26 protein-coding genes, 1 tRNA gene and 2 pseudogenes are annotated in these 24,189 nt (G+C 62.9%); 14 read left to right on the forward strand and 15 right to left on the reverse strand.

Annotation, left to right across the window (positions count from 1 at the left end; translation table 11 throughout):
* Nucleotides 1–471 precede the first annotated feature (471 nt).
* Nucleotides 472–660: a helix-turn-helix domain-containing protein gene (locus AC5Y3Z_RS18940; RefSeq protein WP_463829057.1), complete on the forward strand. Its 189-nt coding sequence runs from the start codon at nt 472–474 to the stop codon at nt 658–660.
* Here AC5Y3Z_RS18940 and AC5Y3Z_RS18945 read toward each other — a convergent pair.
* Complete coding sequence (locus tag AC5Y3Z_RS18945; RefSeq protein WP_463829058.1) at nt 654–1,823, reverse strand: site-specific integrase; 1,170 nt, start codon at nt 1,821–1,823, stop codon at nt 654–656. The genes AC5Y3Z_RS18940 and AC5Y3Z_RS18945 overlap by 7 nt on opposite strands.
* A 310-nt stretch (nt 1,824–2,133) precedes the next feature.
* Here AC5Y3Z_RS18945 and AC5Y3Z_RS18950 point away from each other — a divergent pair, with 310 nt between their 5' ends.
* A complete protein-coding gene (locus AC5Y3Z_RS18950) occupies nt 2,134–2,316 on the forward strand; it encodes a YegP family protein (RefSeq protein WP_463829059.1) in 183 nt (60 codons plus the stop codon).
* Between the two features lie 100 nt (nt 2,317–2,416).
* Here AC5Y3Z_RS18950 and AC5Y3Z_RS18955 read toward each other — a convergent pair whose 3' ends face one another.
* Complete coding sequence (locus AC5Y3Z_RS18955; protein ID WP_463829060.1) at nt 2,417–3,016, reverse strand: TetR/AcrR family transcriptional regulator; 600 nt, start codon at nt 3,014–3,016, stop codon at nt 2,417–2,419.
* A gap of 301 nt (nt 3,017–3,317) precedes the next feature.
* Here AC5Y3Z_RS18955 and AC5Y3Z_RS18960 point away from each other — a divergent pair, with 301 nt between their 5' ends.
* From AC5Y3Z_RS18960 to AC5Y3Z_RS19005, 10 genes are read left to right on the forward strand one after another with little or no spacing between them, the layout of a single operon-like run.
* Nucleotides 3,318–4,202, forward strand: coding sequence for an MlaE family ABC transporter permease (locus AC5Y3Z_RS18960; protein ID WP_463829061.1), 885 nt, complete (start codon nt 3,318–3,320; stop codon nt 4,200–4,202).
* A gap of 1 nt (nt 4,203) precedes the next feature.
* Nucleotides 4,204–5,067: an MlaE family ABC transporter permease gene (locus tag AC5Y3Z_RS18965; protein ID WP_463829062.1), complete on the forward strand. Its 864-nt coding sequence runs from the start codon at nt 4,204–4,206 to the stop codon at nt 5,065–5,067.
* A 3-nt stretch (nt 5,068–5,070) separates the two neighbouring features.
* A complete protein-coding gene (locus AC5Y3Z_RS18970; RefSeq protein ID WP_463829063.1) occupies nt 5,071–6,624 on the forward strand; it encodes an MlaD family protein in 1,554 nt (517 codons plus the stop codon).
* Nucleotides 6,621–7,691 carry an MCE family protein gene (locus AC5Y3Z_RS18975; protein WP_463829064.1) on the forward strand — a complete coding sequence of 357 codons (1,071 nt, stop codon included), beginning with the start codon at nt 6,621–6,623 and terminating at the stop codon, nt 7,689–7,691. The genes AC5Y3Z_RS18970 and AC5Y3Z_RS18975 overlap by 4 nt, the downstream gene beginning before the upstream one ends.
* Entirely contained in the window at nt 7,684–8,739 is a 1,056-nt protein-coding gene (locus tag AC5Y3Z_RS18980) for an MCE family protein (protein ID WP_463829065.1), read from the forward strand. Before AC5Y3Z_RS18975 ends, AC5Y3Z_RS18980 begins: the two co-directional genes overlap by 8 nt.
* 29 nt (nt 8,740–8,768) lie before the next feature.
* Nucleotides 8,769–9,839 (forward strand): MCE family protein, encoded by a 1,071-nt coding sequence (locus AC5Y3Z_RS18985; RefSeq protein ID WP_463829067.1) that lies wholly within the window; start codon nt 8,769–8,771, stop codon nt 9,837–9,839.
* Nucleotides 9,836–11,074, forward strand: coding sequence for an MlaD family protein (locus AC5Y3Z_RS18990; protein WP_463829066.1), 1,239 nt, complete (start codon nt 9,836–9,838; stop codon nt 11,072–11,074). The genes AC5Y3Z_RS18985 and AC5Y3Z_RS18990 overlap by 4 nt, the downstream gene beginning before the upstream one ends.
* Entirely contained in the window at nt 11,071–12,321 is a 1,251-nt protein-coding gene (locus AC5Y3Z_RS18995) for an MlaD family protein (protein ID WP_499919289.1), read from the forward strand. The genes AC5Y3Z_RS18990 and AC5Y3Z_RS18995 overlap by 4 nt, the downstream gene beginning before the upstream one ends.
* A gap of 24 nt (nt 12,322–12,345) precedes the next feature.
* Nucleotides 12,346–13,053: an Rv1363c family protein gene (locus AC5Y3Z_RS19000; RefSeq protein ID WP_463829078.1), complete on the forward strand. Its 708-nt coding sequence runs from the start codon at nt 12,346–12,348 to the stop codon at nt 13,051–13,053.
* 20 nt (nt 13,054–13,073) lie between these two features.
* On the forward strand, nt 13,074–13,847 hold the full coding sequence (locus AC5Y3Z_RS19005) for a mannan-binding family protein (protein WP_463829079.1): 774 nt from the start codon (nt 13,074–13,076) through the stop codon (nt 13,845–13,847).
* A 16-nt stretch (nt 13,848–13,863) separates the two neighbouring features.
* Here the strand turns inward: AC5Y3Z_RS19005 and AC5Y3Z_RS19010 are convergent, their stop codons facing one another.
* Nucleotides 13,864–15,063, reverse strand: a complete 1,200-nt coding sequence (locus tag AC5Y3Z_RS19010; RefSeq protein WP_463829090.1) for a L,D-transpeptidase — start codon at nt 15,061–15,063, stop codon at nt 13,864–13,866.
* Nucleotides 15,064–15,304: 241 nt separating this feature from the next.
* Between AC5Y3Z_RS19010 and AC5Y3Z_RS19015 the strand changes: the two genes are divergently transcribed.
* A tRNA-Lys gene (locus AC5Y3Z_RS19015) sits at nt 15,305–15,377 on the forward strand.
* 263 nt (nt 15,378–15,640) lie between these two features.
* Here the strand turns inward: AC5Y3Z_RS19015 and AC5Y3Z_RS19020 are convergent.
* The 5 genes from AC5Y3Z_RS19020 to AC5Y3Z_RS19040 all read right to left on the reverse strand — a co-directional run bounded on the left by AC5Y3Z_RS19020 (nt 15,641) and on the right by AC5Y3Z_RS19040 (nt 18,503).
* Complete coding sequence (locus tag AC5Y3Z_RS19020; RefSeq protein WP_463829080.1) at nt 15,641–15,820, reverse strand: hypothetical protein; 180 nt, start codon at nt 15,818–15,820, stop codon at nt 15,641–15,643.
* An 18-nt stretch (nt 15,821–15,838) separates the two neighbouring features.
* Nucleotides 15,839–16,258, reverse strand: coding sequence for a hypothetical protein (locus tag AC5Y3Z_RS19025; RefSeq protein ID WP_463829081.1), 420 nt, complete (start codon nt 16,256–16,258; stop codon nt 15,839–15,841).
* The gene (locus tag AC5Y3Z_RS19030) at nt 16,255–17,346 is read right to left on the reverse strand and encodes an amidase domain-containing protein (RefSeq protein WP_463829082.1); all 1,092 of its coding nucleotides are present in this window, start codon (nt 17,344–17,346) and stop codon (nt 16,255–16,257) included. The genes AC5Y3Z_RS19025 and AC5Y3Z_RS19030 overlap by 4 nt, the downstream gene beginning before the upstream one ends.
* A 288-nt stretch (nt 17,347–17,634) precedes the next feature.
* On the reverse strand, nt 17,635–17,808 hold the full coding sequence (locus AC5Y3Z_RS19035; RefSeq protein ID WP_463829083.1) for a hypothetical protein: 174 nt from the start codon (nt 17,806–17,808) through the stop codon (nt 17,635–17,637).
* Nucleotides 17,809–18,101: 293 nt separating this feature from the next.
* A complete protein-coding gene (locus AC5Y3Z_RS19040) occupies nt 18,102–18,503 on the reverse strand; it encodes an Ltp family lipoprotein (RefSeq protein WP_463829084.1) in 402 nt (133 codons plus the stop codon).
* Between the two features lie 135 nt (nt 18,504–18,638).
* Here AC5Y3Z_RS19040 and AC5Y3Z_RS19045 point away from each other — a divergent pair.
* A pseudogene (locus tag AC5Y3Z_RS19045) lies at nt 18,639–20,381 on the forward strand (IS481 family transposase).
* Between the two features lie 307 nt (nt 20,382–20,688).
* Here the strand turns inward: AC5Y3Z_RS19045 and AC5Y3Z_RS19050 are convergent.
* The 7 genes and pseudogenes from AC5Y3Z_RS19050 to AC5Y3Z_RS19080 form a co-directional block, all read right to left on the reverse strand.
* Nucleotides 20,689–21,054, reverse strand: coding sequence for a hypothetical protein (locus AC5Y3Z_RS19050; protein WP_463829085.1), 366 nt, complete (start codon nt 21,052–21,054; stop codon nt 20,689–20,691).
* Between the two features lie 18 nt (nt 21,055–21,072).
* On the reverse strand, nt 21,073–21,474 hold the full coding sequence (locus tag AC5Y3Z_RS19055; protein WP_463829086.1) for a hypothetical protein: 402 nt from the start codon (nt 21,472–21,474) through the stop codon (nt 21,073–21,075).
* Complete coding sequence (locus AC5Y3Z_RS19060; protein WP_463829087.1) at nt 21,474–22,742, reverse strand: amidase domain-containing protein; 1,269 nt, start codon at nt 22,740–22,742, stop codon at nt 21,474–21,476. Before AC5Y3Z_RS19060 ends, AC5Y3Z_RS19055 begins: the two co-directional genes overlap by 1 nt.
* A gap of 103 nt (nt 22,743–22,845) precedes the next feature.
* Nucleotides 22,846–23,169 (reverse strand): YbaB/EbfC family nucleoid-associated protein, encoded by a 324-nt coding sequence (locus AC5Y3Z_RS19065; protein WP_463829088.1) that lies wholly within the window; start codon nt 23,167–23,169, stop codon nt 22,846–22,848.
* Nucleotides 23,170–23,175: 6 nt separating this feature from the next.
* Nucleotides 23,176–23,325 carry an excalibur calcium-binding domain-containing protein gene (locus AC5Y3Z_RS19070; RefSeq protein ID WP_463829091.1) on the reverse strand — a complete coding sequence of 50 codons (150 nt, stop codon included), beginning with the start codon at nt 23,323–23,325 and terminating at the stop codon, nt 23,176–23,178.
* A gap of 146 nt (nt 23,326–23,471) precedes the next feature.
* Nucleotides 23,472–23,660: pseudogene (locus AC5Y3Z_RS19075) on the reverse strand (DUF2510 domain-containing protein); the annotation flags it as partial.
* Nucleotides 23,661–23,892: 232 nt separating this feature from the next.
* Nucleotides 23,893–24,078, reverse strand: coding sequence for a hypothetical protein (locus AC5Y3Z_RS19080; RefSeq protein ID WP_463829089.1), 186 nt, complete (start codon nt 24,076–24,078; stop codon nt 23,893–23,895).
* Nucleotides 24,079–24,189: the final 111 nt, after the last annotated feature.

The raw sequence follows: 24,189 nt of genomic DNA on the forward strand, positions 1-24,189 counted from the left end.
GCGTGTCTTTTAGCTAGCTCTCGAATAGGCACGAAATGCTTGTCTTAGCTTAGTCTTGTCTTTAGCACACTAGAATAGGCTTTGAGCTGCGAGTATCACGCATCTGTCACGCGTGACAGGTGGACGCCTGCGGCGTGACGCGAAAGGAAAGAAAGGGATTCGGCGGAGGCTACTGTCTCTTTTCGAGTCCTCGGTGTCTGTTCGCTCCCGGCATAAATATGTAATAGCGCACGCTGGCCCTGGCCTGGCCCGGCCCCTTTCGCCCGGCCGTTCGCGTTAAGAATAATAAGGCCAACGTAACCGGCAACATTACGAATCATTCCGAGCTATCCCAAACCATTGATACGACACGGCTGACGTGCCCGCCAATTTACCCCGGGCACCCGGCGGTAAACTTCAACTCGACCGCCGAATGACAAATAGAGAACCCGCGAAAGCGCAGCGATTTCGTCGCCTGCGATGGTACCGCCAATGCACAAAAGTCCCCTGCCGCCTCTGCTGTCGATACAACAAGCGGCCGCGCACCTAGGCGTGTCCGAGAAAACCATTCGCCGCTACATCGCGCAGGGCCGCATCAAAGCAAACAGGGTGGGGCCAAGGCTGATTCGCGTCGACCGCGAGTCCTTAATGGCACTCGCCAACCCCATCGGCCCTTACTGACCGGCAAGCGCCGACATCGCCTCAGCGATCTTCGCGTCCCGCTCCTGGGCGGCGATCTGATACCGCATCGCCATCCCCGGCGTGGTGTGACCCAACCGGCTCATCAACTCTTTGGTGGTGGCACCGGCCTGGGCGGCGAACGTCGCGCCGACATGTCGAAGATCGTGAATTCTCATGTCAGGCTTGCCCACGGCGGCGAATCCATTCTTCACCGACTTGGTGAAAGCGGTCTGCGACAACCGTTGCCCTCTTGTGGTGGTGAAAACGAAAGCCTCTGGGCCCGACCCGGTGTAGTTCTCCATGTGATTGCGCAGTATCTCCGCAATGTGTGGCGGCACCGTCACGTCACGAATCCCCGCGTCGGTTTTCGGTCGCCCGACCACCAATGTGTTGTGCACCAACGCATCTTTGTTGTGCACCACCGTCGCGGCACGCCGAATCTTCAGGGTCATTCGTTCGCCGTCGTCATGAACATCCTTGCGGCGCAATTCGATTAGCTCTCCAAACCGGAGTCCGCACCATGCCGCCACCGGCACCGCAGCCCGGTAACGCTCCGGTACCTTCTCAGCGACTTTCACCAACTCCGCAGGTGTCAGGGGTTGGACATCTCGCGGCTTTGGTGGCTTCCCCGCCGACTTGATCTGGCACGGATTCTCCGTTGCCGCTTTGTCCTCCACGGCGGTGTTGTAGATGGCTTTCAGGAGTTGGTAGGCGTGAGTGTTGCGGGTCGGCGTCTCCTTCCCTAGCCCTGTCCACCACGCACGGACCCTGGCCGGTGTCACGGCTCGCAGGATTTCATCGCCAAGCGTCGGCAGAATCCGACTGTCCAGCAGTTGCCGATACAGCGCCCGGGTCTTCGGGGTCAGGTCGCGGTGCTGCAACCAATCCTCGGCGTACTCCGCAACCGTCACCCCCTTCAAGGCCTGGAGCTTCGCCCTCGCTTCCGGTGGTGACCACTCCCCCAATTCCATTAGCTTGCGTTCATTCGCCAACCAGCCCTCAGCGTCGGTGCGGTTGTCGTATGTGTGGACCGCGTAATACCGCCTGCCGTCGTCAGCGATGTAGCTTGCCTGGACGCGACCGCTCCGCATCGTTCGCAGGGTGCCGAAGCCGCGCCTCCTGGTGGTCTTCTGAGAGGTCCGCGCGGCCTTCGGTGTCGTCATGTCTGCAACCTTAGCAGCGCAACGCTATTGCACCCTTGAGCTGGCTTTTCGTGTCTACCAACAGGTATTTGTGTCCCGTTTAAGGTTGCAAATGGAGTCCCAATAAATAGCTTCTGCGCTGGGCTTATATGCCGTTTCAGCGATCAGGTTGTGATCCTGAATGTCGCGGGTTCGAGTCCCGTCACTCACCCCATGCGGCAGAGGCATTCCGCCCTCTGACCGGCGCAGCGCGCGGACGTGCCCTATCCATTTCATATCGATCGGGCTAGCGTGGAATCCGGGGTCGGCCCATCAACCGATAAGGATTGCGATGGCTGGCAAGTTCGAGATCTTCAAGGACGCGCGCGGCGAGTTCCGCTTCCGGCTCAAAGCCGGCAACGGAGAAGTGATCGCCAGCAGCGAGGGATACAAAACGAAAGCTGCGGCGCAGAACGGCGTCGAATCGGTGCGCAACAACGCGCCCGCGGCGTCGCTGGTCGACCAAACCGCCTGAGTGTCCGCCGCCTCCCCGGTGGCGAGCAGACACGAGTCCCGGTTTCATCCCGGGCTTGGCCTTCGTGTCTGCTCGGACCCGAAAATGTTGCAGCGCAGCGTTATTCGAACCCGGCGAGGGTGATCCGCAGCGCGCTTTCCATCTCGACATGCATCGGTGAACTCGGTGCGTTATCGCCGATCAGCCAGCGGTCGATGACGAATCTGACCGTGGCCAGACTGGTGTGGACCAGCAGCGAAGGCCGGATGTCGACTGACGCATCGACGCCCATCCGGGCCGCCACGTACTCCACGAACTTGCGCTGATCGTCTTCGCTGACCAGCGACGTCTTCCGCAGCAGATGCGGCGCGGTAGCTACGGCCCGCTGCCAGGTGTCCAGGTTGAACTCGCTGGCGTTTCGGGCATGGGTGACGAACAGCGCGATCAACGCCTCCACCGCGGATTCGTCGGCGGGCCGGGTGGCGTATGAAGCTGCGATCTCGCTGATCGCCTGCCGAACTGGGTCGATGAGCAGGCCTTCTTTGGTCGGTGCATGCCGAAAGTAGGTGCTGATCGAGATTCCGGCGGCGGCGGCGATCTCCTCGGTCGTCACGGCATTGAATCCACGGTCGGCAAACAGGGCGTGTGCAGTGTGCTGGATCTGTGCGAGCAACTCGGCCCGCCGCCTGTCCCGGAGCGACTCGGAGTTTGCCAGGGACATGCCGTCGCCTTCGTGAGTCTGACATTCCAACACCAGGTTTGCGATCCGCGGGGGGCCGCAGATGAGTGACACTACACTATTGAAAGTGCCTATCAAGTAGGTTACGGTGATACCGCTAACCGTGCTGAACTGCAGAGTTACCGGACCGAGGCACTCATTTCGAGCGGGCTCCTATTTCGCAGCGCTTGACGCCTGCCGCTCAGCACCGATCAGTTGATGCTGGGGAGAGCGCCAATGATGTCGGTCTCGGGGGGGTTTACGCCGCGACCCGGGTTTGCTGAGATTGTTGGTCACTGGTGAAATGACCACACACCAAGAATCCGCCCTGCGCGAAGAGAGCCACTTGGACCGCCACGATGACGACGGTGTCGGAGCTATCCGGGACTGGGGAGCCGGCTACGTCGATCGCCACCCGGTCGCGTCGCTGCGGACGGTCGGCGATCAATTCGTGCTGGGTGTGCGCACCATCAAATACTTCTTCATCGATCTGTGCACCGGCCGGTTCCAATGGCAGGAATTCGTTCGGCAGGGCGCATTCATGGCCGGCACCGCGGTGCTGCCCACGATCCTGGTTTCCCTCCCGATCAGCGTCACCTTGTCCATCCAATTCGCCCTGCTCGCCGGCCAGGTGGGTGCCACCTCACTGGCCGGCGCCGCCAGCGGGCTTGCGGTAATTCGGCAGGGCGCCTCGCTGGTGGCCGCGGTGCTGATGGCGGCCGCGGTCGGGTCTGCGATCACCGCTGACCTGGGTTCACGCACCATGCGCGAAGAAACCGATGCCATGGAAGTGATGGGCGTGTCTGTGATCCGGCGACTGGTGGTGCCGCGCTTTGCCGCCGCCATCATGATCGGCGTCGCACTGACCGGCGTCGTGTGCTTCGTCGGGTTCTTCGCCAGCTACCTGTTCAACGTGTATTTTCAGGACGGCGCCCCAGGCAGTTTCGTGTCGACGTTCGCGTCCTTCGCCACCCCCGGCGATATGATCCTGGCACTGCTGAAAGCTGTCATCTTCGGTGCCATCGTCGCCATCGTCTCGAGCCAGAAAGGCCTGTCCACCAAGGGCGGTCCCACCGGAGTGGCCAACTCGGTGAACGCGGCGGTGGTCGAATCGATCCTGTTGCTGATGATCGTCAACGTCGCAATCAGCCAGCTGTACATCATGCTGTCGCCCCGGACGGGGCTGTGAAGTGACGACGTCCCCCTACCTACCGCTGGCACCGCTGAGCACCCGACTGCTCGGCGTCTACCGCAGATCGACCAAACCGGTCACCCGGCTGGGGCACATGCTGGTTTTCTTCGTTCGCGCCCTCGTCGCCGTCCCGCTCACCCTGCGTCAGTACAACGGCGAGTTTCTGCGACTGTTGTCGAACATCACCTGGGGCAACGGCTCGATCGTGGTGGGCGGCGGAACCGCCGGTGTGGCAGTCGTTCTCGGCGTCACGGTGGGGGCACTCGTAGGCATCGAAGGCTACAACTTCCTGGACCTGCTCGGCCTCGGGCCGGCGACCGGGTTCGTGTCGTCGTTGGTCAACACCCGAGAGCTGGCGCCGCTGATGGCGGCGATGGCTTTCGCAATGCAGGGCGGCTGCCGGTTCACCGCGCAACTGGGGTCGATGCGCATCGCCGAGGAGATCGACGCGATGGAATCGATTGCGATCCGGCCGATTCCGTATCTGGTGACCACCCGGCTGATCGCCTCGGTGATCGCGATGATTCCCTTGTACGCCGCCTGCCTGGCGATCGGCTATCTCACCACCCAGGTGGTCGTACAGATCAGCAGCGGCGGCTCGACCGGCTCCTATCTGCACTACTTCTCGCTGATGCTGGCCGGCCAAGACATTGTCTACTCGCTGTTCAAGGCGATCGTCTTTGTCTGGATTTCCGCCACCATCCAGTGCTACTACGGCTTTTACGCCAGCGGCGGCCCCGAAGGCGTGGGGGTGGCCGCAGGGCACGGCATGCGGGCCAGCATCACCGTCATGATTATCGTCAACATGCTGCTCACCATGGCGTTGTGGGGAGTGGACTCCGGTGCCAGGTTCGGTGGTTGACCGATGCCCAATTCTTTCGACGTCGACGGACGCGGCCCGTCCGACCGGCAGCTGCTCTGCGCCGGGGTGGCGGTTGTCCTGGTCGCAACGCTGCTCACCACCGGGCTGTTGTTCAAGTCCACCGGCCGCCTCGATGACTACGTGCGGGTGGTTGCCGACCTGGTCAACGTGGGTGACGGGCTGCCGCAAAAATCGGACGTCAAGTATCACGGCGTGCTCGTCGGGATGGTCGACGACGTGGTGCCCGCGGCCCACGGGAAGCCGAACTTCGTTCAGATCAACCTCAAACCGCAGTACGCCAAGTCGATTCCGGCGGCGGTCACCGCACGCGTCGTTCCGAGCAACGTGTTCGCGGTGTCGTCGGTCCAGCTCGTCGGTAACGGCCCGGGTTCGACGATTCGGCCGGGCGCCCACATTCAGGAAGACAAAGACCTGCCGACGGTGTTGTTTCAGACCACCGTCAGCAAGCTGCGTGACTTGCTGGCCGCCGCCGGGCGCGGTCGCGACGACAGGTCGGTGGGCATCCTGGCGGCCCTGGGTGCAGCGACCGACCACCGTCGCAGCGCGTTGTTGAACAGCGGGGCGCAGTTGAATCGTGCTCTGGATCAACTCAATTCGATCGTCAGCACCGATACCGGCCCCTCGACGGTGTCGGCGCTCATGGACGCGGCACGCGGACTGCAGACCACCGCACCGGATCTGGTCGACGCGCTGCACGAGGCTGTCGGGCCGATGCAGACGTTTGCCGAAACCCGCGCACAACTGGCCGGCCTGCTCGCCGGTGCCGAATCCACGGTGGGCACTGTGTATCAATCCTTCGACAACCACATGGACCAGCTGATCAGGATCTCCACCGACCTCACCCCTGTGCTGGGGGTGCTGGCGTTGCGTTCCAACAACTTCGTGCCGGCAGTGATCAAGCTGGACAACCTGGCCACCAAATTCCTCCAGGAGGTCTGGGACCCGGTGTTGGGTGTCGGCAACATGCGAGCCCGCATTTCGTTCACCCAGACCTTCGCCTACAGCCGGGCCGACTGCCCGCACTACGGTGAGCTCAAGGGTCCCAGCTGCTTCACCGCGCCGCTGGTTCCGAACAAACCTGCGGTGCCCGATGTGCTGTTGCCGCAGAACTATCACCCGCCCCTGGACCTGGCCCCGCCGCCGGGAACCGTAGTGGGGCCGGACGGCAACCTGGTGGCGGTCGGCCCGCCGCTGATCAACCCGAACCCCAGCCTGGCTGACCCCAATCCGCCTCTGCCACCGTTTATCTCGCCGTCGCCGCCGATACGGACCGGCGCCGATCCCGACATGCCGGACCCGTCGCCGCCCGCGCACGGACCGGTCCCACCGCCGCCGCTGCTGGGTCCGCCGGCACCAGGATCGGTCACCCCGTCCTCGTTCGGCGGCAACGTCGGCCCGGTCGGCAGCGAGTACGAACGAGCCATCCTCGGCGTGATCACCGGTCGGCCGGCCACCGCCGCCACCCAGCTGCTGCTGGGCCCCGTCGCGCGCGGAACAACGGTGTCGTTGGTCCCGCCGAGCGGGGCGGCGAAATGAAATTTCGCGGCCCGCTGATCGGCGTCACCCTCTTCATGGTGATCGCGCTGACCCTGACCTGGCTCGTGTATGTCAGCCTGCGGCGCGACGTCGCCGGCAACACCGCGTCGTATTCGGCGATGTTCACCGACGTGTACGGGCTTCGGGACGGCGACGACGTCCGGATGGCCGGGGTTAGGGTGGGCCGGGTCGAAACGGTCGAGCTGCAAGGCAAACTCGCGAAGGTCTCGTTCGTGGTGCAGACCGACCAGCACCTGTTCGGCAACACCGTCGCCTCGGTGATCTACCAGAACATCGTCGGGCAGCGATACCTCGGACTGTCCCTCGGGCCCGCAGAAGGTCGAGCGGGCAGTCAGTCACCACTATTGGCACCGGGCAGCACCATCCCCCTCGATCGCACCGAACCGTCGTTTGATGTCACCGCCCTGCTCAACGGCTACGAGCCGTTGTTCAGCCTGCTGAACCCGCGCGACGCCGACAACCTCACCAAAGGCGTCCTGGAATCGTTGCAGGGCGACACCTCCTCACTTGCCACCCTGATCAGTCAAACATCCACGCTGACTGAGACTTTCGCCGGTAGGGACCAGGCCCTCGGGGATGTCATCACCAACCTGAACAAGGTGGTGGCCAACCTCGCCGCGCAGGACGTCAATCTTGACGGCGTCATCACCCAGACCCGCGACGTCATCGGCGCTCTCAACCAGCGGCGTCCCGAGCTGGTGGCCGCGATGGGTTCGTCGTCGCGAATGACGCAGAACCTGGCGCGAATCGCGCGCGAAGACTACCCGGCGCTACGCGAATTCATCGACCGCAGACCAGGAGTCACCCGACACCTGCTCGACGTCGAACCACAGGTGGCCTTCTTCGGCGACAATATCCCGCTGTTGCTGAAGGGCTTGACCCGCATCGGAAATCAGGGCGCCTACGGCAACGCCTACCTGTGCGACGTGAACGTGTTCGGGTTCTTCCCCGGACTCAATGACGTGGTGCCGATCATCGTCAATGCCGCCACACCGGGTAATAGAGCGATGCACACACCCCGATGCAGGAATGTCGGCAATGGGTGATTTGTCAGGACGGCAACGAATTGCGGAGCTGCGCAAGCGTCCGCTGGAGAGCTTCAGCAAGTCCTGGTTGGGCTCCATCGCCGTCGCAGTGGTGGCAGTGCTGATCGGCACCCTGCTCACAGTTCATGCGCTCGGCGCCGGTTACCGCCATTTCACGGCCGAACTCTTGCAGGCGGCGTCGTTGCGGCCCGGCAACCCCATCACTGTGGCCGGCATTCCGGTCGGCGAGGTGACCAGTATGAAGCTGGTCGGTGATCACGTCGAGGCCGGTCTGAAGATCAAAGATGATGTGGCGCTCGGTAAGGACTCCAAGGCCTCGATCAGAGTGACGACCATCCTGGGTTCGCGGTACCTGGCGGTGGAACCTGACGGCCAGGGGTCGCTTCCCAACGGGACGTTCGATCTGGCGCACACCGCAGTTCCCTATGACCTGCAGGCCGCATTACAAGATGCCACAACAACTTTCGAACAGGTGGACTCGGACAGGTTCGCACAGTCGTTGGCGGTGCTCGGCAAGCAACTCGAGGGGCTGCCCGCGGTCGTACCGCAGGCGATGGCCAACATCGATTCGTTGTCGTCGATCATCGCCCAGCGTCGCGACCAACTCGGTCAACTGCTCAAGAGCACCGAACAGGTCACCAACACGCTGCGCGGTCAGCAGGCGAACCTCGGCAACGTGGTCACCCAGGCGCAAGAGCTGCTGAGCCAGTTCGTGGCGCGACGCGCCGTCTTTCACGCCCTGATGCAGTCGCTCACCAATATCGTCGACACGCTGAATCAGCTTGTGGTCAATGATCGTTCGGGGCTGGAGACGTTGCTGAAGGATATGCACGATTTCACCGGGATGATGGCCCAGCACGACGATCTGCTGCGCAGCATGCTGCAGGTCACGCCGGTGTTCGTCCGTGAGGCCGCCAATCTGACCGGGGATGCCAACGCCGTCAGCTTCAACGCTCCGAACGCACTGCTGATCGATTCGTGGATGTGCGCACTCAGTGGGCGCGCCCAGCAGTTCGGGCTGATCCCCTACTTCAAGGACTGCAAGTGAGGCGCCGGGTCGTCACATTCGTCGCCATCGTGGCGACGGTGATCACCGTGATCGGCCTCGGGTGGTACTTCACCGGCAAACCCGGACCGATCACGGTGACAGCCCAATTCGACAGTGCTTCAGGTCTGTACGAGGGCAACGTGGTGGCGGTGCTCGGCATGCCGGTCGGCAAGGTCACCAAAATCATCCCCAAGGGTGGCTACGTCGAAGTCCAGTTCACCGTCGACCGGGACGTCAAAGTCCCTGCCGATGTTCAAGCCGTGACGGTGTCGACATCGATTCTCACCGACCGCCAGATCGAGCTGACCCCGCCCTATCGCGGCGGTTCGGTGTTGGCCAACCATGACACCATCGGCCTGACCCGCACCAGGACACCGGTCGAATTCAGCCGGGTGCTCGCCGTCCTCAACAAGGTGACCAGGTCGCTGCAGGGTGACGGTCACGGCGGCGGCCCGATCGCCGACGTGATCAACGGCGGCGCCGAAGTCGTCAACGGCAACGGCGGCAAAATCAAAGGGGCACTTGACGAACTGTCCAAGGCGCTGCGGCTCAGTAGCGACGGCGGCGCCCAGACCCGCGCGCAGATCACCACCATCATCAAGAACCTCAGTTCACTGTTCGAGGCCGCCGCCGCCAATGACGGCAAGCTGCGCGAATTCGCCGCGACCATCCACCAGCTCACCCAGATCCTGGCCGACGAGGACATCGGCGGCGGCAGCACCGGAAGAATGCTCGACCAACTGATGCAGCGGGCCAATGAGCTGCTCGATGCCAACCGCGACAACATCAGCCAGGCCCTGCGCAACGGCAACACCCTGGCCAAGACGTTGGTCGACGAGCGGCGCGGTCTGGCCGAGACACTGGACGTCGCTCCGCTGCTGGCGGACAACGCCTACAACATGGTGGACCGCCAGAACGGTGCCGTGCGAGCGCACTTCCTCACCGACCGAATGATTTTCGACAGTCAGCTGACCAAAGAGATCTGCAATCTGATGGGTCTCCGGCAACTCGGCTGCAGCACCGGCACCGCGCAGGACTTCGGGCCCGACTTCGGGTTGACCTACGTGCTGGACGGTCTGGCAGCGATGGGCCAGCGATGAGCAGCGGCCGCGCCAAAGCAGCCGCTGCCCTCACCGCGGTGGGCATCGTCAGTTCCGGGTGCGCCACCAACGGCCTTGCCAGCCTGCCACTTCCGGCCCCGGGAATGGGTTCCGGCGGTTATCTGCTGACCGCGGTGTTCTCCAACGCGCTGAACCTGCCGATGAATGCGAAGGTGAAACTCGCCGGGGCCGATGTGGGCCAGGTCGAGTCGATGGTCGCGCGCAACTACACCGCGGTCACCACGCTGCGCATCCGCGATGGGGTGCTGCTGCCGAAAGGCAGCACCGCCGAATTACGCACCGCCACGCCGCTGGGCGATGTGTTCGTGTCCGTGCGGCCGCCGGCTGAACCCGACTCGGCCCTGCTGACCAACGGCGACACCATCGGTCTGGAGTCGACCGCGGCGGCAGCGACCGTCGAGTCGGTGCTGAGCTCGGCCGCCATCCTGGTGAACGGTGGCGCGGTACGCAACTTCACCAACATCATCAACGGGTTCGGCAAAGCCACCGGTGATCAGGGCCACGCGTTCGGTGAGTTGATCCGAAAATCTAACCAACTTCTGAGCACGATGGACGCCCGGTCCGGCCAGATCTCCAGTGCACTGACCGAAATGTCGAATCTCAGTGCGCAACTCGACGCCAAGAATCAGGAGCTGAGCGAACTGATGGCGGCGGCCAACCCGGCCATGAGCGCCCTGTCCGCGAACACGACCGACCTGACCAACCTGGTCGTGCGACTCGGCGACACCAGCCGGCTGTTGTCCAGGTTCCCGTCGCTGGGCGGAACCGACACCAGTGGCCGCAGCGTGATCCGCGACCTGAACACCATCGCCGCGGCTGCCAACGACGTCGCAGTCAGCCCCGACACCAGCTGGCTGGCGTTGAACCGGCTGTTGCCGGTGTTGATCAAATCGACTGCCGGAAGCGCGATTTCAGTGCATGTGGGTGTCGACCAGTTGGTGCTGGGAGCGATACCCGACATCGGCTTCCCAGGCGACCGCGGTCTGCACGGCCCGACCCGGTTCACCTGGAATGAGTTCGTCGGCACGCTGAAGTACACCCTGTTCCGGTTGCAGGAACGAGTAGTCGGCCGCGGGCCGGAGGCCGTGCAGGTACCGGTGGTCCCCGATCCGAACGTCCCGGGCGGATTGCTGGTCGGCCCCACGCCGGGCACGTCGCACGCCCCGCCCGCACCGGAGCTGCCCGGTCTGCTATCGCCAGGACCACAACCGTGATCGGCTCCGCGGCAGAGACTTTGGTGCGGCTGGTGCGTGCCGGCCACCGCAGACAGGTCTGGTTGTCGGTGGCCGGGCTGGTGCTGACCCTGGTAGTTGCGACCGCGTATCTGCTGATCGGTGCGCTGCGGGTGAAGCCGTTCGCGTCGTCTTACCGGGTCACCGTGCAGTTGCCGGAATCCGGTGGGCTGCTGCCGAATCAGGATGTCTCGCTGCGCGGGGTGCGGATCGGTCGCGTCGAGTCGTTGCAGCTCACCGACCAGGGTGTGAATGCGATCGCCAGCATCGACAGCACGGTGCGGGTCCCGGCGTCGGCGGTGGCGCACGTGTCGGCCCTGTCCCCCGCCGGTGAGCAGTACATCGACTTCCAGGCGGAGTCCGACGCCGGACCATACCTGCACGACGGCAGCTTGATCGGTCTCGGCCACGCCACCGTCCCGGTCAGTCTGGCGAAGCTGCTCGGTGATGCCGACGGCCTGCTGGCCCAAGCCGATCCACGCAAGATCGAGCTGATCAAGCGGGAACTCAGCATGAGTAAGGAGGGACCGGGCAAGCTCGCGGCCATCGTGGACGGTGGCACCTTCCTGCTTTCCACCCTCGATTCGGTGCTGCCGCAAACCACCAGTCTGCTCAAGACGAGCCGGGTGGTGTTGACCCTGGCCGCCGACAAGAACGCCGGACTGGCTGCCGCCACTGTGGGTCTCAACCGGACCCTGGCGGGGGTCGCTAGAATGCAGGGCGGGTACCGGCGGCTGACCGAGCAGACACCGCGGACGCTGTCGGCCATCGACAGCCTGTTCACCGACAACTCCGAGACCATGGTGCAGTTGCTGGGCAGCCTGGCCACCGCCGCGCAGTTGCTCTACCTGCGGGTGCCTGCGCTGAACGCGCTGTTTCCCGATTACCGCGGATCCGTGCTCGACGCGGTGGCCAGTGCCTTCCACGACCATGGCGTGTTCGCGACGGCGGAGCTGTATCCGCGGTACGCGTGCAACTACGGCAACCCGACGCATTCACCTTCGGCCGCAGACTATTTCGAACCATTCATGTACACCTACTGCCGCGACGACGACCCCGGGGTCGGTATCCGGGGAGCCAAGAATGCGCCGCGGCCGGCCGGCGACGACACCGCCGGCCCCCCGCCCGGTGCAGACCTGGGCCGGCGAACCGACCCGACGCCGCGGGGCCGCTACACGATTCCCACCCCCTACGGCGGCCCGACCCTACCGATCGAACCCCCGCACTAATCCCGACAGCACGAGGAGACACCGATGACCGCAATTACTGAGAAGACCATCACTCTCGAAAAGATCGCTGCTGCAACGGAAACAGTCGAGGATACCGACATCGACGATTCGGGGACCAAAGACACCGAGTTCGAAGACACCGCCGCGGAGGCGGAAGACGCAGACCAGGCAGACGAGGTAGCCGAGGACGAAGATGACGACAGTGCGCTGCTGAGCAAGAAGTCCAAGAAGAAGAGGGATAAGACCCGCCGGCCGTGGGGCAGCTATCTGCGCCGCGGCATCATGCCGGTGTTGCTTGTTGCCTCCCTTGCAGTTTCGGGCTTCCTGGGGTGGCAGCAGTGGCAACAGCATCAGGCGCAGGTGGCCGGTGAGCAGGCCCAGCAGGCGGCGATCAAGTATGCCGGAGTGCTTACCAGCATCGACTCCAACAACGTCGACGAGAACTTCCGGCAGGTGCTCGACGGCTCGACCGGGGAATTCAAGGACATGTACACCCAGTCCAGCGTGCAGCTGCGGCAACTGCTGATCGACAATAAAGCCACCGCGCACGGGGTGGTGGTGGACTCGGCGATCGCGTCCCGATCCGCGGATAAAGTCGTGGTGTTGGTCTTCATCGACCAGACCGTGGCGAACATGGCGGTGCCCGACCCGCGCATCGACCGCAGCCGCATCAAGATGACGATGGAAAAAGTCGACGGTCGCTGGCGCGCCGCCAAAGTTCAACTGCTGTAGCCGAATCGGAGTGACAAGCTGTGATCAGAAGAATCGTCGCCGCAGCGATGCTGCTCGCGACCGCCGGCAGCTGTTCCGCCCTGCACGTGGCATCCGCGAATGCATCGGCGGAGTCGTTCTGCGGCGAGCTCGGCGGCGGTTGGGACGGGCAGTACTGTCACACCGCGGTCACCTCGGAGCGCAACGCCGTACGCGACATCAAGGTCGCGGTGCCCGTCGACCTCGTCGACAATCAGACGACCGGTCCGGTGATCCGCGACTACCTGCGCACCCTGGTCGGGAATTGGCGACGCGCCAACACAGCCATGGCCGCCGACAGTTATGGCGAGGAGAACTTTCAGGTCTTCCAACACGGCAATCTGCTCAGCACGGTGTTCCACGAGGACTATCACGCCGACGGGCCCAAGCCGAACAACGCCTATCGCACTTTCACCTTCGACATGGCCGGCGGTCGGCGCGTGCAGCTGGCGGACCTGACCAACGGTTCACTCGGCGCAATTGCGGGACCGGCCCAGCCGTTCATCGAGACCGCGCTCAATCAGGCTGCGCCGCCGCATGATCCGGGAACCTACCCGTTCACCGTCGACCGGTGGACCCCGGACAAGGTGTACTCCGGTAGCTACCGCGCCTGGGCGTTGACCCCTGATGAATTGATTCTCTACATGCCCGACTATCCCGTCGGCCATGACGAGCCCATCAACTACTTACCCGGACTGCCGCAGTGGTACATGGATGGCGGCACGGTCGAGGCGCACATTCCGCTGGCCGCGCTCGGCGGCGTATTGCGGGCCTGAGGGTGGCAATCGGTCGCTAAGCGTTGGCGTTGCCGGCGCGCCACTGGTCCCACGGGATGTTCCAGTCGCCCAGGCCCTCGGTACCCGGCAAGATGCCGCCCACGGTGTTGATGACCTCGACGATGTCCCCACGCTTGCTGTGGTCGTAGAACCACACCGCGTTGCTGGGGCTCACATTCAGGCAGCCGTGGCTGGTGTTGGAGTGGCCCTGGGCGCCCACCGACCACGGCGCGGAGTGCACGAAGATTCCGCTGTACGAAATCTGGGTGGCCCAGTCCACGTCGGTGCGATATCCGTTGGGCGAGTTCACCGGAACGCCGTAGGTCGACGAGTCCATGATGATGTGCTTGAACCGGGCGCCGACGGTGTAGATGCCGTTGTTCGTCGGCGTGCTGTCCTTGCCCATCGAGGTCGGCATCGTCTTGACCACTTCACCGTTGATCTTCACCGTGATGGTCTTGGTGCTGTCATCGGCGGTCGCGATCATCTCGTCGCCGATGGTGAAGTGCATCTTGACGTTGTCCTCACCGAACATTCCCTCGCCGAGGTCGACCCCGTAGGTGTTGACAGCGACGTCGACGTTGGTGCCTGGCTTCCAGAAATGTTCTGGGCGCCAACGCACCTCGCGTCTGTTCAGCCAGTAGAAGGCACCCTCGACGGGCGGGTTGGTGGTGATTTTGATGGCTTTCTCGGCGGCGGCCCGGTCAGCGATGTTCTCGTCGAACCGGATCGCTACCGGCTGGCCGACGCCCACTGTCTCACCGTCACTGGGGACCACGTAGGGCATGGTCAGGTGCGCCGGGGAACTGGTCTGGAAAGTCATCTTCCGGTCGGCGACGCCACCAAGTCCGGTCGCTTTGGCATTGAGCGTGTAGCGCCGGTTGTAGCCGAGGTGTTCGCTGGTTTGCCAGTGCAGCCCATCCGGGCTGAGCTGTCCGGCGATCTGCCGGCCGTTCTCATTGATCAGCGTGACCGAAGCCAGCACCCCGTCGGCGACGGCGACAGTCACCGGCGCGTCCACGGTCACCCCTACGGCCCCGTCGGTGACCGACGCGGTGAGCTTGGGGACCAGCAGATCGGCAAACGGTGTGCCCTTGTTCTCGATCACCTTGGCGGCGACCGGCCCGTTGCCGCCGCTGCCGCAGGCGACACCACACACAGCAACCAAGACCATGGCCAGAACCAGCCACGGTCGACGTCTGCGCAAAGGCGCCATCAAGTGACCTTTCAACTTCTGCTCGCTCACGATGGTCGCCGCTGACCTCGGATTCCCGCCGCATTTGCCTGGGTTCGGTCCCCAGCATCTTCCTGGATTGTTTCCAGTATTGTAGTGCCTCCCCGCCACCCACCGAGGCCGTCCGGAGGATTACCTTTGCTGGTGCTGTAGCTCACTGTGAGGGATTTCGCTCTGCGACGCAATGCCTGTTATTGTCGAGAGCCGGTCTCAGACCGAGCACGCGCCGTTAGCTCAGTTGGTAGAGCAGCTGACTCTTAATCAGCGGGTCCGGGGTTCGAAACCCTGACGGCGCACTGGTCAACGGGTTTTCCATACCGCGACTGTACCCATCGGTGTACACATCCGCGCTCCTTCCGAGCTTTCGAGCGCGCCCCCCGCCCACTAGCTCGGCGGCCCAGGAGTCCCACAACTCACCGGCACCAATGCGAACGCATCTCTGGGCGGACACCGGCCGCCGCCCAACCCAGCACGGGAATGCGCCGGGGCCGCGAGCGCCTTCGGCACCGCCGGTTCTGACATAGTCAATGCTCACTCGGTGGCCGCCACTGCACGACACCTAACTCTCCCGGGCGACGGCTCCGGCTGTCGATCTGCTCGGCGTCAGCATTCGCGCCAGGTCGGTGGTGTCAGGAAGCAAAGCCACCAACTTCGGCGGTGCGGTGGCTGCCTCGGTCTCGATGGTGCTTCCAGCGTTCTTGACTTCGGCGGGTGCGATTTGAACGAAGTCACCGCTCATTCGACATCCCCTCTGCGCCTACCCCGAAGCCGGACACAACGGTCCTCCGTCGCTGCCACTCACCGTATAACGATCAAGTTCGGAGGTTGCGTCGCTGTACCCGACGAGCAGGATGAATAACGTCACCAGCAGAACACCTAATACACCAAGCGTCGCAAGAACTTTCAGCCACCAGCGGTGCGCTCCGATTAGGACTAGCACTGACGCGGCAACCAGGCAGACCATGGTGGGGATAACAAATCCGATCGTTGCCCCACCCGTCGCGGTGAGGTTTGGCGCAGGTGGCCAGGGCATGGCGCAGTGATTGCTCTCCAGCTGATGCACCCAGGCGTCAACTCGCCATGCACCCACATACAGAGCCACCAATGAACCGGCAAGCAGTGTCGCGGCAGCAACGAACCACCACCTAGCCCGTTTCACAACAGCGAAATTGCTCATCGCGCTCCCGGCGGGCGAACGACGACCACGGTTTGAGGGTCCTGTTCCTGGAGCCTGATTGGCAACCGGTCTTCCAGGCTGTAGTTGACCGCGCCCGGAGTGTGCTGGGTGTAGAGGACGTCGCCGTTCGGAAGGACGCTCGACACTATTGCTGCATGGTGGCTGACTTCACCGTTGTGCGCGGCGGGGTCACTCCAGTTGAAATAGATGACATCGCCGGGACGAGCCTGCGAGACAGGAACCGGAGCCCCACCGCTATTCACCAGAAAGCTCCGTTGTTCGTCGGCGTTGTACCAGGACTTCGTATACCGGTACTGATCAGCATCGAAATTTCGATCGGTGAAGGGGATATGGACGCTGGGCACATTGGGTATCGGGTTGGCCCAATCCTCTTTACTCCAACGGCCTTCCACTTGTCGTAGACCACCTACCCGCAGCGATTCCGACACGAAGAATGCGCAGTTGTTAGGAAAACGGTCGAGACCCTCGTTCGGGGCGTTGGCGTACGCCCACCTTAAGGCCTCAATAGGGTTGTATCCCGTGCCGTGGTTGGTCAGCTGAGCTTTGACGTCGGCCGGTATGCCGGGCAGATCGAACAACTCCACGGGAGCGGCAAGACGAAGTTGTTGCTGCTGTTGCGGGGTTAGAGCCGCCCACCACTTCCCGACCTCCTCCGGGGGGAGGCCATCTGGGAGCTGATCGCGCATCTCTTCAACAGCGTTGCGCACAGCCGTGCTCTGCGCGTTCTGCGCTTGCTCCACGGTGATGTCGTCGGGGTTGAGGCTCACCGCGCTCAAGGCATCGGCACAGAGCTGGTCCGCCTGTGTGGCGGCTTCCACTGCGTCGGCAATCCGTTGCTGATATCTCAGCGCGGTCATGAGATCGCTGACCGGGTCGACACTGGCTTTAGGTGTACCGACTCTACCGTCGTCACTCACCGAGAAACCCTTGCCTGTGGCTTCGGCGACTGCAGCATTCAGCTCGCGCTGGGCGATTTCCACCGCGTCCTGCAAGGTGTCGAGCGGGGTGGTCGCTCCGCGCGCCAGGATGCCCATGTTGGCTGTTCGTCCGGCGAGCTGGACCAGCACGTTGCGTGCCAGGGTGCCGGTGTGGTCGGGCCAGTGTTCTTCAAGCGGCTTGGCACCGTTGGCGTGGATGTGCTCGCGGTACGCTCGGACTGCTTGGCCACTGCCAGGAGGTCATCGGCGGCTGTTTGCCACAGCCCGGGCTGCGCGTCGCGCAACTGCGCGAAGGTGACCACGACCCTCCCCCACGTCGATTGGTCCGGCCGGAACGGTAACAGGATATGTGGGTGCCGGGCTGAGCCGTGAAGAGTTGCGCGAAGGGGATGCGCACTTGACTGACCAAGTTGCGATCTACCTCAGTCGGTCGATGGTGGCGTGCAGGGGGTCCAGCACGCCATCGTTGAGGCCGTGTGCACGGTCGTAGTCGGAGATCGCGTCGGCCAGGCGGTCGAGCCGGTCGTTGAACGCCGCACCGCACACTTCAGAGATCGCATCTGCGAGTTCGTCCGCCGGGACACGAGACACTCGGTCGTCTAGCCACACCTCGGCGCGCAGCCCCGGGTATCGACCCTGACCTCCACCAGACCGCCCTCTGACTTGGCCTCCCCAACCACGCCGTCCAGCAAATTAGCCAAGTCGTCGAGGCCGGCAGAGTCGTCGCTAACCCCTACCATTTTGGCTCCCCCGGTGTCACTGACATTTGTAGAGTACGGAAGCCTGTCGAAGAGTAGACAAGCTTCATGCGGGCGAAAACCGGAACACGTGGCGGTCCTGACGTACTGCGAAATTCGGTGATGCGCGCAGACTGCCAAGTGGTGTCAGTATCCGACAGCAGCAACTCCGTACTGCGCCTGCGCACTGGTATACCCGTCGATGCTCACCAACTGATCGATAAGTCCGCTGCGGGAAAAGGAGGTGACGCTGAGGTACTGCTTCGCCGCTTTCGCGGCTTGTTGATTCCAGTCGACAGAGAGGCTGTTTACCGCGTATGAGGCATCTTCCGTTGAATAGCCGTCAATGCTTACGAGCTGGTCGATGAGTCCGGTTCGCGAGAATGGGGCGACATTGAGATACTGCTGCGCTGCGCGTAGAGCGTTTTGCTGGCCCATCGGACTCTGAGGTAGCTGACCTACCGGACTGGCGGGCACTTCATATCCCATGGGTGCTGCCTGCGCCTCGCCCTCGGAGACACCGCCGAGTACCAGAAGAACGCTGCTCACAGCAACTGTATGGGTCAGGACATTTTTGACTGTTCGTCATCGGGACATGGTTGACGTGCAACCTGGGCCTGCGACGGTCTCGCGGTGGTCACTTCAGAGGTTCCTGAATCGGATTCCGACGTTGCGGCACGTGTCATGGTCGAGATCCGTCTACGCGCTGTCAGCGAGGTCAATGACGGCGCACCTGTCAGCGAGGTCGCCGAACGCTACGGCGTCACCCGGCAGACGGTCACAGCGTGGCGCAAGCGCTACGTGACCGGAGGTCTAGACGCCCTGGCCGATCAGTCGCGTCGCCCGCATTCCAGCCCGGGCCGTATCGCTGCTGATGTCGAAGCGTTGATCTGCGAGATGCGCCGCCACCACCGACGCTGGGGCGCCCGTCGAATCGCCTACGAACTGACACTCGAAATTGGTGGCCAGGCTCCGTCTCGCTCCACGACCCACCGCGTACTGGTGCGCAACGGTTTAGTGAATAGCCAAGAGCAACAACATAAACGAGTCTACAAACGAGGGGCACGGGAAGCGCCAATGCACCTGTGGCAACTCGATATCGTTGGCGGGGTGTTCCTGGCCAACGGGCGCGAACACAAGATGCTCACCGCCATCGACGATCATTCCCGCTTCGTTGTCGCCGCCACGGTGTTGCCGGTCCCGTCAGGTCCTGCGGTGTGCGATGCGTTCCTGGCCGCGATAGCCCGCTGGGGTGTGCCGTTTGAGGTGCTCACCGACAACGGCAAACAGTTCACTGGCAAGTTCACCCGGCCACTACCCGTGGAGGTCCTCTTCGAGCGGATCTGCCGCGAGAACGGCATCACCGCCCGACTGACCAAACGCCGCTCCCCGACCACGACCGGCAAGGTGGAGCGGTTCCATCGAACCTTACGACGCGAACTGCTCGACGAGACAGGGGCATTCGAGTCTATGCAGGCCGCCCAGGCAGCGATCGACGAATGGGTACACGCCTACAACACGGTGCGCCCTCACCAATCGCTGGACATGGCCACCCCAGCGAGCCTGTTCCGCAGCCGAGCCACCGAACCCGTTGCGCACCCTGGTGCCGACACCGCCCGCCCCGACGAGCCCACCGCTTCCCTTCCGCTGAGGTCAGCATCGAACAACGGCAGTGGGACCCAGCCCATCGAAATGGAAGCTCGCGTGCCACCGTCGGGGGTGATCGTGATCGCGGGCTTACAACAGCTCTGGGTGGGCAAGAACTACGCCGGATTAACGGTGACACTGTGGATCCACCTGTCCAGCATCCACATCCTGCTCGCCGGAGACGTCATCAAGACCTGCCGTCGCGAGTGACCACCGCCGATCTCGAACGCCTCTCGCAGCGTGGAGTCCGGACCGGACGCCCTGACCCCGCAGGCCAAGCACCGACCACCGTCGGGACCGCTGCAGGACCGAGACCGATCGAGATAGAGCGCACCGCCAGCCGCGACGGCATCGTCGTTGTCGGAGGCCACCAACTCGCACTCGGCGCGGGCATCGCCGGAACCAGGGTCACATTGCGACTCGACGTCGGCCTCATCCACGCCACGGCCGGCAACATGCTGCTGAAAACTCTGCCGAACCCGTTACCGTTCAACGAGATTGAGCTGATTAAGGATGCCCGACCCGCGACGTCGGCACTGCCACCACCGCCACCAGCAGGACCCCAGAGCGTGCAGCGGCGAGTTCCCAAAGACGGCGTCGTGATGGTTGCGCGGCCAGCGACTGCGAGTCGGACGAACACACGCCGGAACCATTGTCACCATCGTGATCGAAGACCATCACTTCCGCGTGCTCGACGGCATCAAAGAGCTCTCACTACACGCGCGGACATCCACCACACCCATCCGCAACTTCAACGCTCACCGCCCCCGGAAACGGTAACCATGTCCCGACAACGATGCGTCACCCATGTCCTGAGACCACACAGGTCAGTGTTAAGCGGCATCGGTTGGAATCGCGTCAACGACACGCTCGGCCCCGTGCTGCGTGACACGGACGGACGCGTCTTTACGATGGATACATTGCCGGAGATGTTGACCGTCTCACCGTTTCCGCAACTGCGCGGCCTGTTGTCTCACTCAGACTGACGTAAGCGTCTGCTCGAACCCCGTAGTCATCGGCGAGTGCCGAGGGCTTACTTGACCTAGGAGAACGCCGCACTATCCGTGGCGCAATCAAAGCTCGAATATCATTGCGGCGGTGGCTTTCCGAGTCCGTTCAATGCGGTGGCGACACGGCTGAGGCCGGTCGCGTTGTCGGCGTCGATGTTCATCCCGAAAGGGTTGTCGGCGTTGTACATGGCTTGCGCCGAGGAAACTATGGCGTTGCCAGTTCCGGCCAACCTGGTGATCGTGGACTCCATCTCGCGCTTCAGCGAGTCCGCCAAAGCGACCAATTTAGGCCCAGTAACGAAGCCCGGATTCCCGCTGGCCGCAGGTTGCGCCGAGTCGAACAGCGGAACCAGCGCGGCGCGTGCCGTGGCTGCCTCGGTCTCGATGGTGCTTCCAGCGTTCTTGACCTCGGTGGGTGCAATTTGAACGAAGTCACCGCTCACTTGTAAATCCTCTCGGCATCAACCAACCAGATATTGGCACGGCAACGTGTCTCCGGTTGAGTCGTTCACGAAGATGAGCAGCACGACAAGCCAAAGTCCCAATATCAAGACGACTGCGATGACAACTGCGGCAATGACTTTGGTCCACCATCGATGACGACCGATCAGTACAAGTATTAGGCCGATGAGTAAGAAAACCATCGCGATGACGACGAGGCTGAAGCCTGCCTGCCCGAGCATGTCCGTGTCGGGGTGCGACGGCAGTGGTGGCATGCAGTTTCGTCGCAAGACCTCGCGTTCCCAGACGTGATTGCGCCACGAACCAATACCCAACGGCACTGCGGCAACGCAGAACAAGATTGCAGATACGACGAACCACCACCGAGACTTCCGGACCCATAGCGTGCCGATGAGGGTCATCACCGGGTCCCCTGCGGCCGAACTATCGTCACACTCTGGTTTCCTTGCTCCTGTAGCCGCATCGGCATCCGGTCCTGAAGACTGTAGTCAACAGCGCCGGGCGTGTGCTGGGTGTAAAGCACGTCACCATTAGGCAGTACAGCGGACACTATCGCCGCGTGATGACTTAGCTCACCTTGGTGAAAAGCGCAGTCAGCGTAGTTAAAGTAAGCGACGTCCCCCGGACGAGCAGCCGACTCAGGTACCGCCGACCCACCAGTATTGAGAAGGAAAAGCCGTTGTTCGTCAGCGTTGTACCAGGACTTGGTGTAGCGAACCGAATCCGCATCCTTACCATGTAGTTCGGGAACCCACGGCGGCACTGCGGGGACATCGGGCACCGAATCGAGCCAGTCGCGCTTTGCCCACTGACCTTCCCTCTCAGGCAATCCGCCACGGCGCAGCGACTCGGACACGAACAGCGCACAGTTGTTATTGAACCTATTGAGACTTTCGTTGTCGGCGTTGGCTTTAGCCCACCGGATCGCCTCGATGGGGTTGTAGCCGTTGCCGCCGTTCGTCAGCTGAGCTTTGACGTCGGCGGGTATGCCAGGCAGGTCGTACAACTCTACGGGAGCGGCAAGACGAAGTTGTTGCTGTTGCTGCGGAGTCAGAGCCGCCCACCACTTGCCGACCTCCTCCGGGGGCAGGCCGTCTGGGAGCTGATCGCGCATCTCTTCAACAGCCTTGCGCACTGCCGCGCTCTGCGCGTTCTGCGCTTGTTCCACGGTGATGTCGTCGGGGTCAAGACTCACGGCGGTCAAGGCGTCGGCACAGAGCTGGTCGGCCTGGGTGGCGGCCTGCACGGCGTCAGCGATCCGTTGCTGATACTGCAACGCGGTCATCAGATCGCGGACCGGGTCCACGCTGGCTTTGGGCACATTAACTATTCCGTCGTTGCTGACCGAGAAGCCCTTGGCGGTCGCGTCGGATACTGCAGCGTTCAGTTCTCGCTGCGCGATCTCCACCGCGTCCTGCAACGTGTCCAAGGGTGTGGTGGCACCCCGCGCCAGGACGCCGGAATTGACCATGCGTGCGGCAACCTGAACAAGCACGTTGCGGGCCAGGGTGCCGGTGTGATCGGGCCAGTGTTCTTCGAGCGGCTTGGCACCATTGGCGTGGATATTGCCCGCCGTCCGCTCGGACTGTTTGGCCACTGCCAGGAGATCATCAGCGGCGGTTTGCCACAGCCCAGGCTGCGCGTCGCGCAACTGCGCGAAGGTGACCACAACCCCTCCCCCTGACCATCGACCTGGCCGGAACGTTTACAGGGTATTCGGTATGCCCACCTGACCGCGCCCCGCTGCGCGACCGACCTCACCCACGTGCGGACTACCTCAACCGGTCGATAGCGGCGTGCAGATGGTCCCGCACACCATCGGCAAGACCGTGTGTGTGGTCATAATCCGAGATCGCGTCGGCCAGCCGATCAAGCCGGTCATTGAATGCCGCACCGCACACCGCTGCAATCGCCTCTGCGAGTTCATCCGCCGGAACACGCGACACGCGGTCGTCCAGCCACACTTCCGCGACTCGGCCCTGGGTGTCGACCTTGACCTCCACCAGGCCACCCTCCGACTTGGCCTCACCAACGACGTTGTCGAGCGAATTGGCCAGGTCGTCGAGGTCGGCTGCGCCGTCGTTTACCCCCACCATGTCGGCTTACCCACCACCTCGCTGGCATGCAACACCATCGCCGTCCCGGTCCAGCGCCGGGTGGTAGTCGATATCTCCGCGCGGGATATTTGTCCTGCCGTCAGCCCAGGCCTCGCCGCAGTTCGCGTAGTGATGCGGCAGGTTCGGGGGGAACAGCGCTGGTGGTCAAGTTGCTGGTGCTGACGGGGGCGGTCCCCCAGTCGTAGCGTCCCACTTGTATCCAGCAAGTAACGATGCGGATCTGCTCTGGGGTAAACCGCCTCGCGGGCGGCTCCTCCTGCTGAGGTGGTTCCGTCATAGCCCTACGGCCTGAAAGCGGGAGCAATAAATCCAGAGTCACGGATCTCCCAAATCCGGTCGCTACTCACCCCGTCGAAATTGATCTTGTCCAAGGTTGAACGCTAATAAGTCACGTTGACGACGATGTCGTTCGCGGTGTTCCCGTACTGATCTTTCATCGGGAAGGTGCCTTGGACAGTCACCTGAGCAGCTAACCGTTGCGCTCAACGCTTTGCATACAGAGAAGGCCGAGAACGAGTTCAAAGAGGCGATCAAACCGTTGACGTCCGCACAAATAGCCTTCAACTACGCGATTAAGGACGCGATTGCGGCTCTAATCCCTCAGCCTGCCTCTCCAAGACCCTCCCTCCTGCAGCGATTGACTAGACGGATTCGCCGCCAGGGAGAAGTACCAGCTCATCTCGAGAAGTAAGGATTGGGCGCTTAGGTCGGGTCGTCGGATGGTAGCGATGGCGGCACCGGGGCGTCGGTGATGGTGTAGTTGGCTTCGGCGTCCTGGTGGTCAAGAACGCGGATATAGGTGCCGTCGAAGCCGAACCATTGACCGTTGGTGACAACGACATTCTCATTGCCGCGCTTGGAGAAGACGATCTGCCAGGGTGGCGGCATGCTCTCGTCACCGATAATCGGCTTGATCTCCGGGAACCAGTGCCGTTGAGTCGCAACGTGGATCGTGTTGCATCCGAGTGAGGTGAGCCCCCTGTAGTGGTCCAGTCGTTA

This window comes from Mycobacterium sp. NGS61, from assembly GCF_059812325.1.

Coding starts and splice junctions, on each gene's coding strand:
- AC5Y3Z_RS18960 (WP_463829061.1), top strand. CDS start 3,318: ATGACCACACACCAAGAATCCGCCCTGCGCGAAGAGAGCCACTTGGAC.
- AC5Y3Z_RS18955 (WP_463829060.1), bottom strand. CDS start 3,016: ATGTCCCTGGCAAACTCCGAGTCGCTCCGGGACAGGCGGCGGGCCGAG.
- AC5Y3Z_RS19010 (WP_463829090.1), bottom strand. CDS start 15,063: ATGGCGCCTTTGCGCAGACGTCGACCGTGGCTGGTTCTGGCCATGGTC.
- AC5Y3Z_RS18945 (WP_463829058.1), bottom strand. CDS start 1,823: ATGACGACACCGAAGGCCGCGCGGACCTCTCAGAAGACCACCAGGAGG.
- AC5Y3Z_RS18975 (WP_463829064.1), top strand. CDS start 6,621: ATGAAATTTCGCGGCCCGCTGATCGGCGTCACCCTCTTCATGGTGATC.
- AC5Y3Z_RS19020 (WP_463829080.1), bottom strand. CDS start 15,820: ATGAGCGGTGACTTCGTTCAAATCGCACCCGCCGAAGTCAAGAACGCT.
- AC5Y3Z_RS18950 (WP_463829059.1), top strand. CDS start 2,134: ATGGCTGGCAAGTTCGAGATCTTCAAGGACGCGCGCGGCGAGTTCCGC.
- AC5Y3Z_RS19055 (WP_463829086.1), bottom strand. CDS start 21,474: ATGACCCTCATCGGCACGCTATGGGTCCGGAAGTCTCGGTGGTGGTTC.
- AC5Y3Z_RS19080 (WP_463829089.1), bottom strand. CDS start 24,078: ATGCCGCCACCCTGGCAGATCGTCTTCTCCAAGCGCGGCAATGAGAAT.
- AC5Y3Z_RS18990 (WP_463829066.1), top strand. CDS start 9,836: ATGAGCAGCGGCCGCGCCAAAGCAGCCGCTGCCCTCACCGCGGTGGGC.
- AC5Y3Z_RS18940 (WP_463829057.1), top strand. CDS start 472: ATGCACAAAAGTCCCCTGCCGCCTCTGCTGTCGATACAACAAGCGGCC.
- AC5Y3Z_RS19025 (WP_463829081.1), bottom strand. CDS start 16,258: ATGAGCAATTTCGCTGTTGTGAAACGGGCTAGGTGGTGGTTCGTTGCT.
- AC5Y3Z_RS19065 (WP_463829088.1), bottom strand. CDS start 23,169: ATGGTGGGGGTAAACGACGGCGCAGCCGACCTCGACGACCTGGCCAAT.
- AC5Y3Z_RS19000 (WP_463829078.1), top strand. CDS start 12,346: ATGACCGCAATTACTGAGAAGACCATCACTCTCGAAAAGATCGCTGCT.
- AC5Y3Z_RS18970 (WP_463829063.1), top strand. CDS start 5,071: ATGCCCAATTCTTTCGACGTCGACGGACGCGGCCCGTCCGACCGGCAG.
- AC5Y3Z_RS18980 (WP_463829065.1), top strand. CDS start 7,684: ATGGGTGATTTGTCAGGACGGCAACGAATTGCGGAGCTGCGCAAGCGT.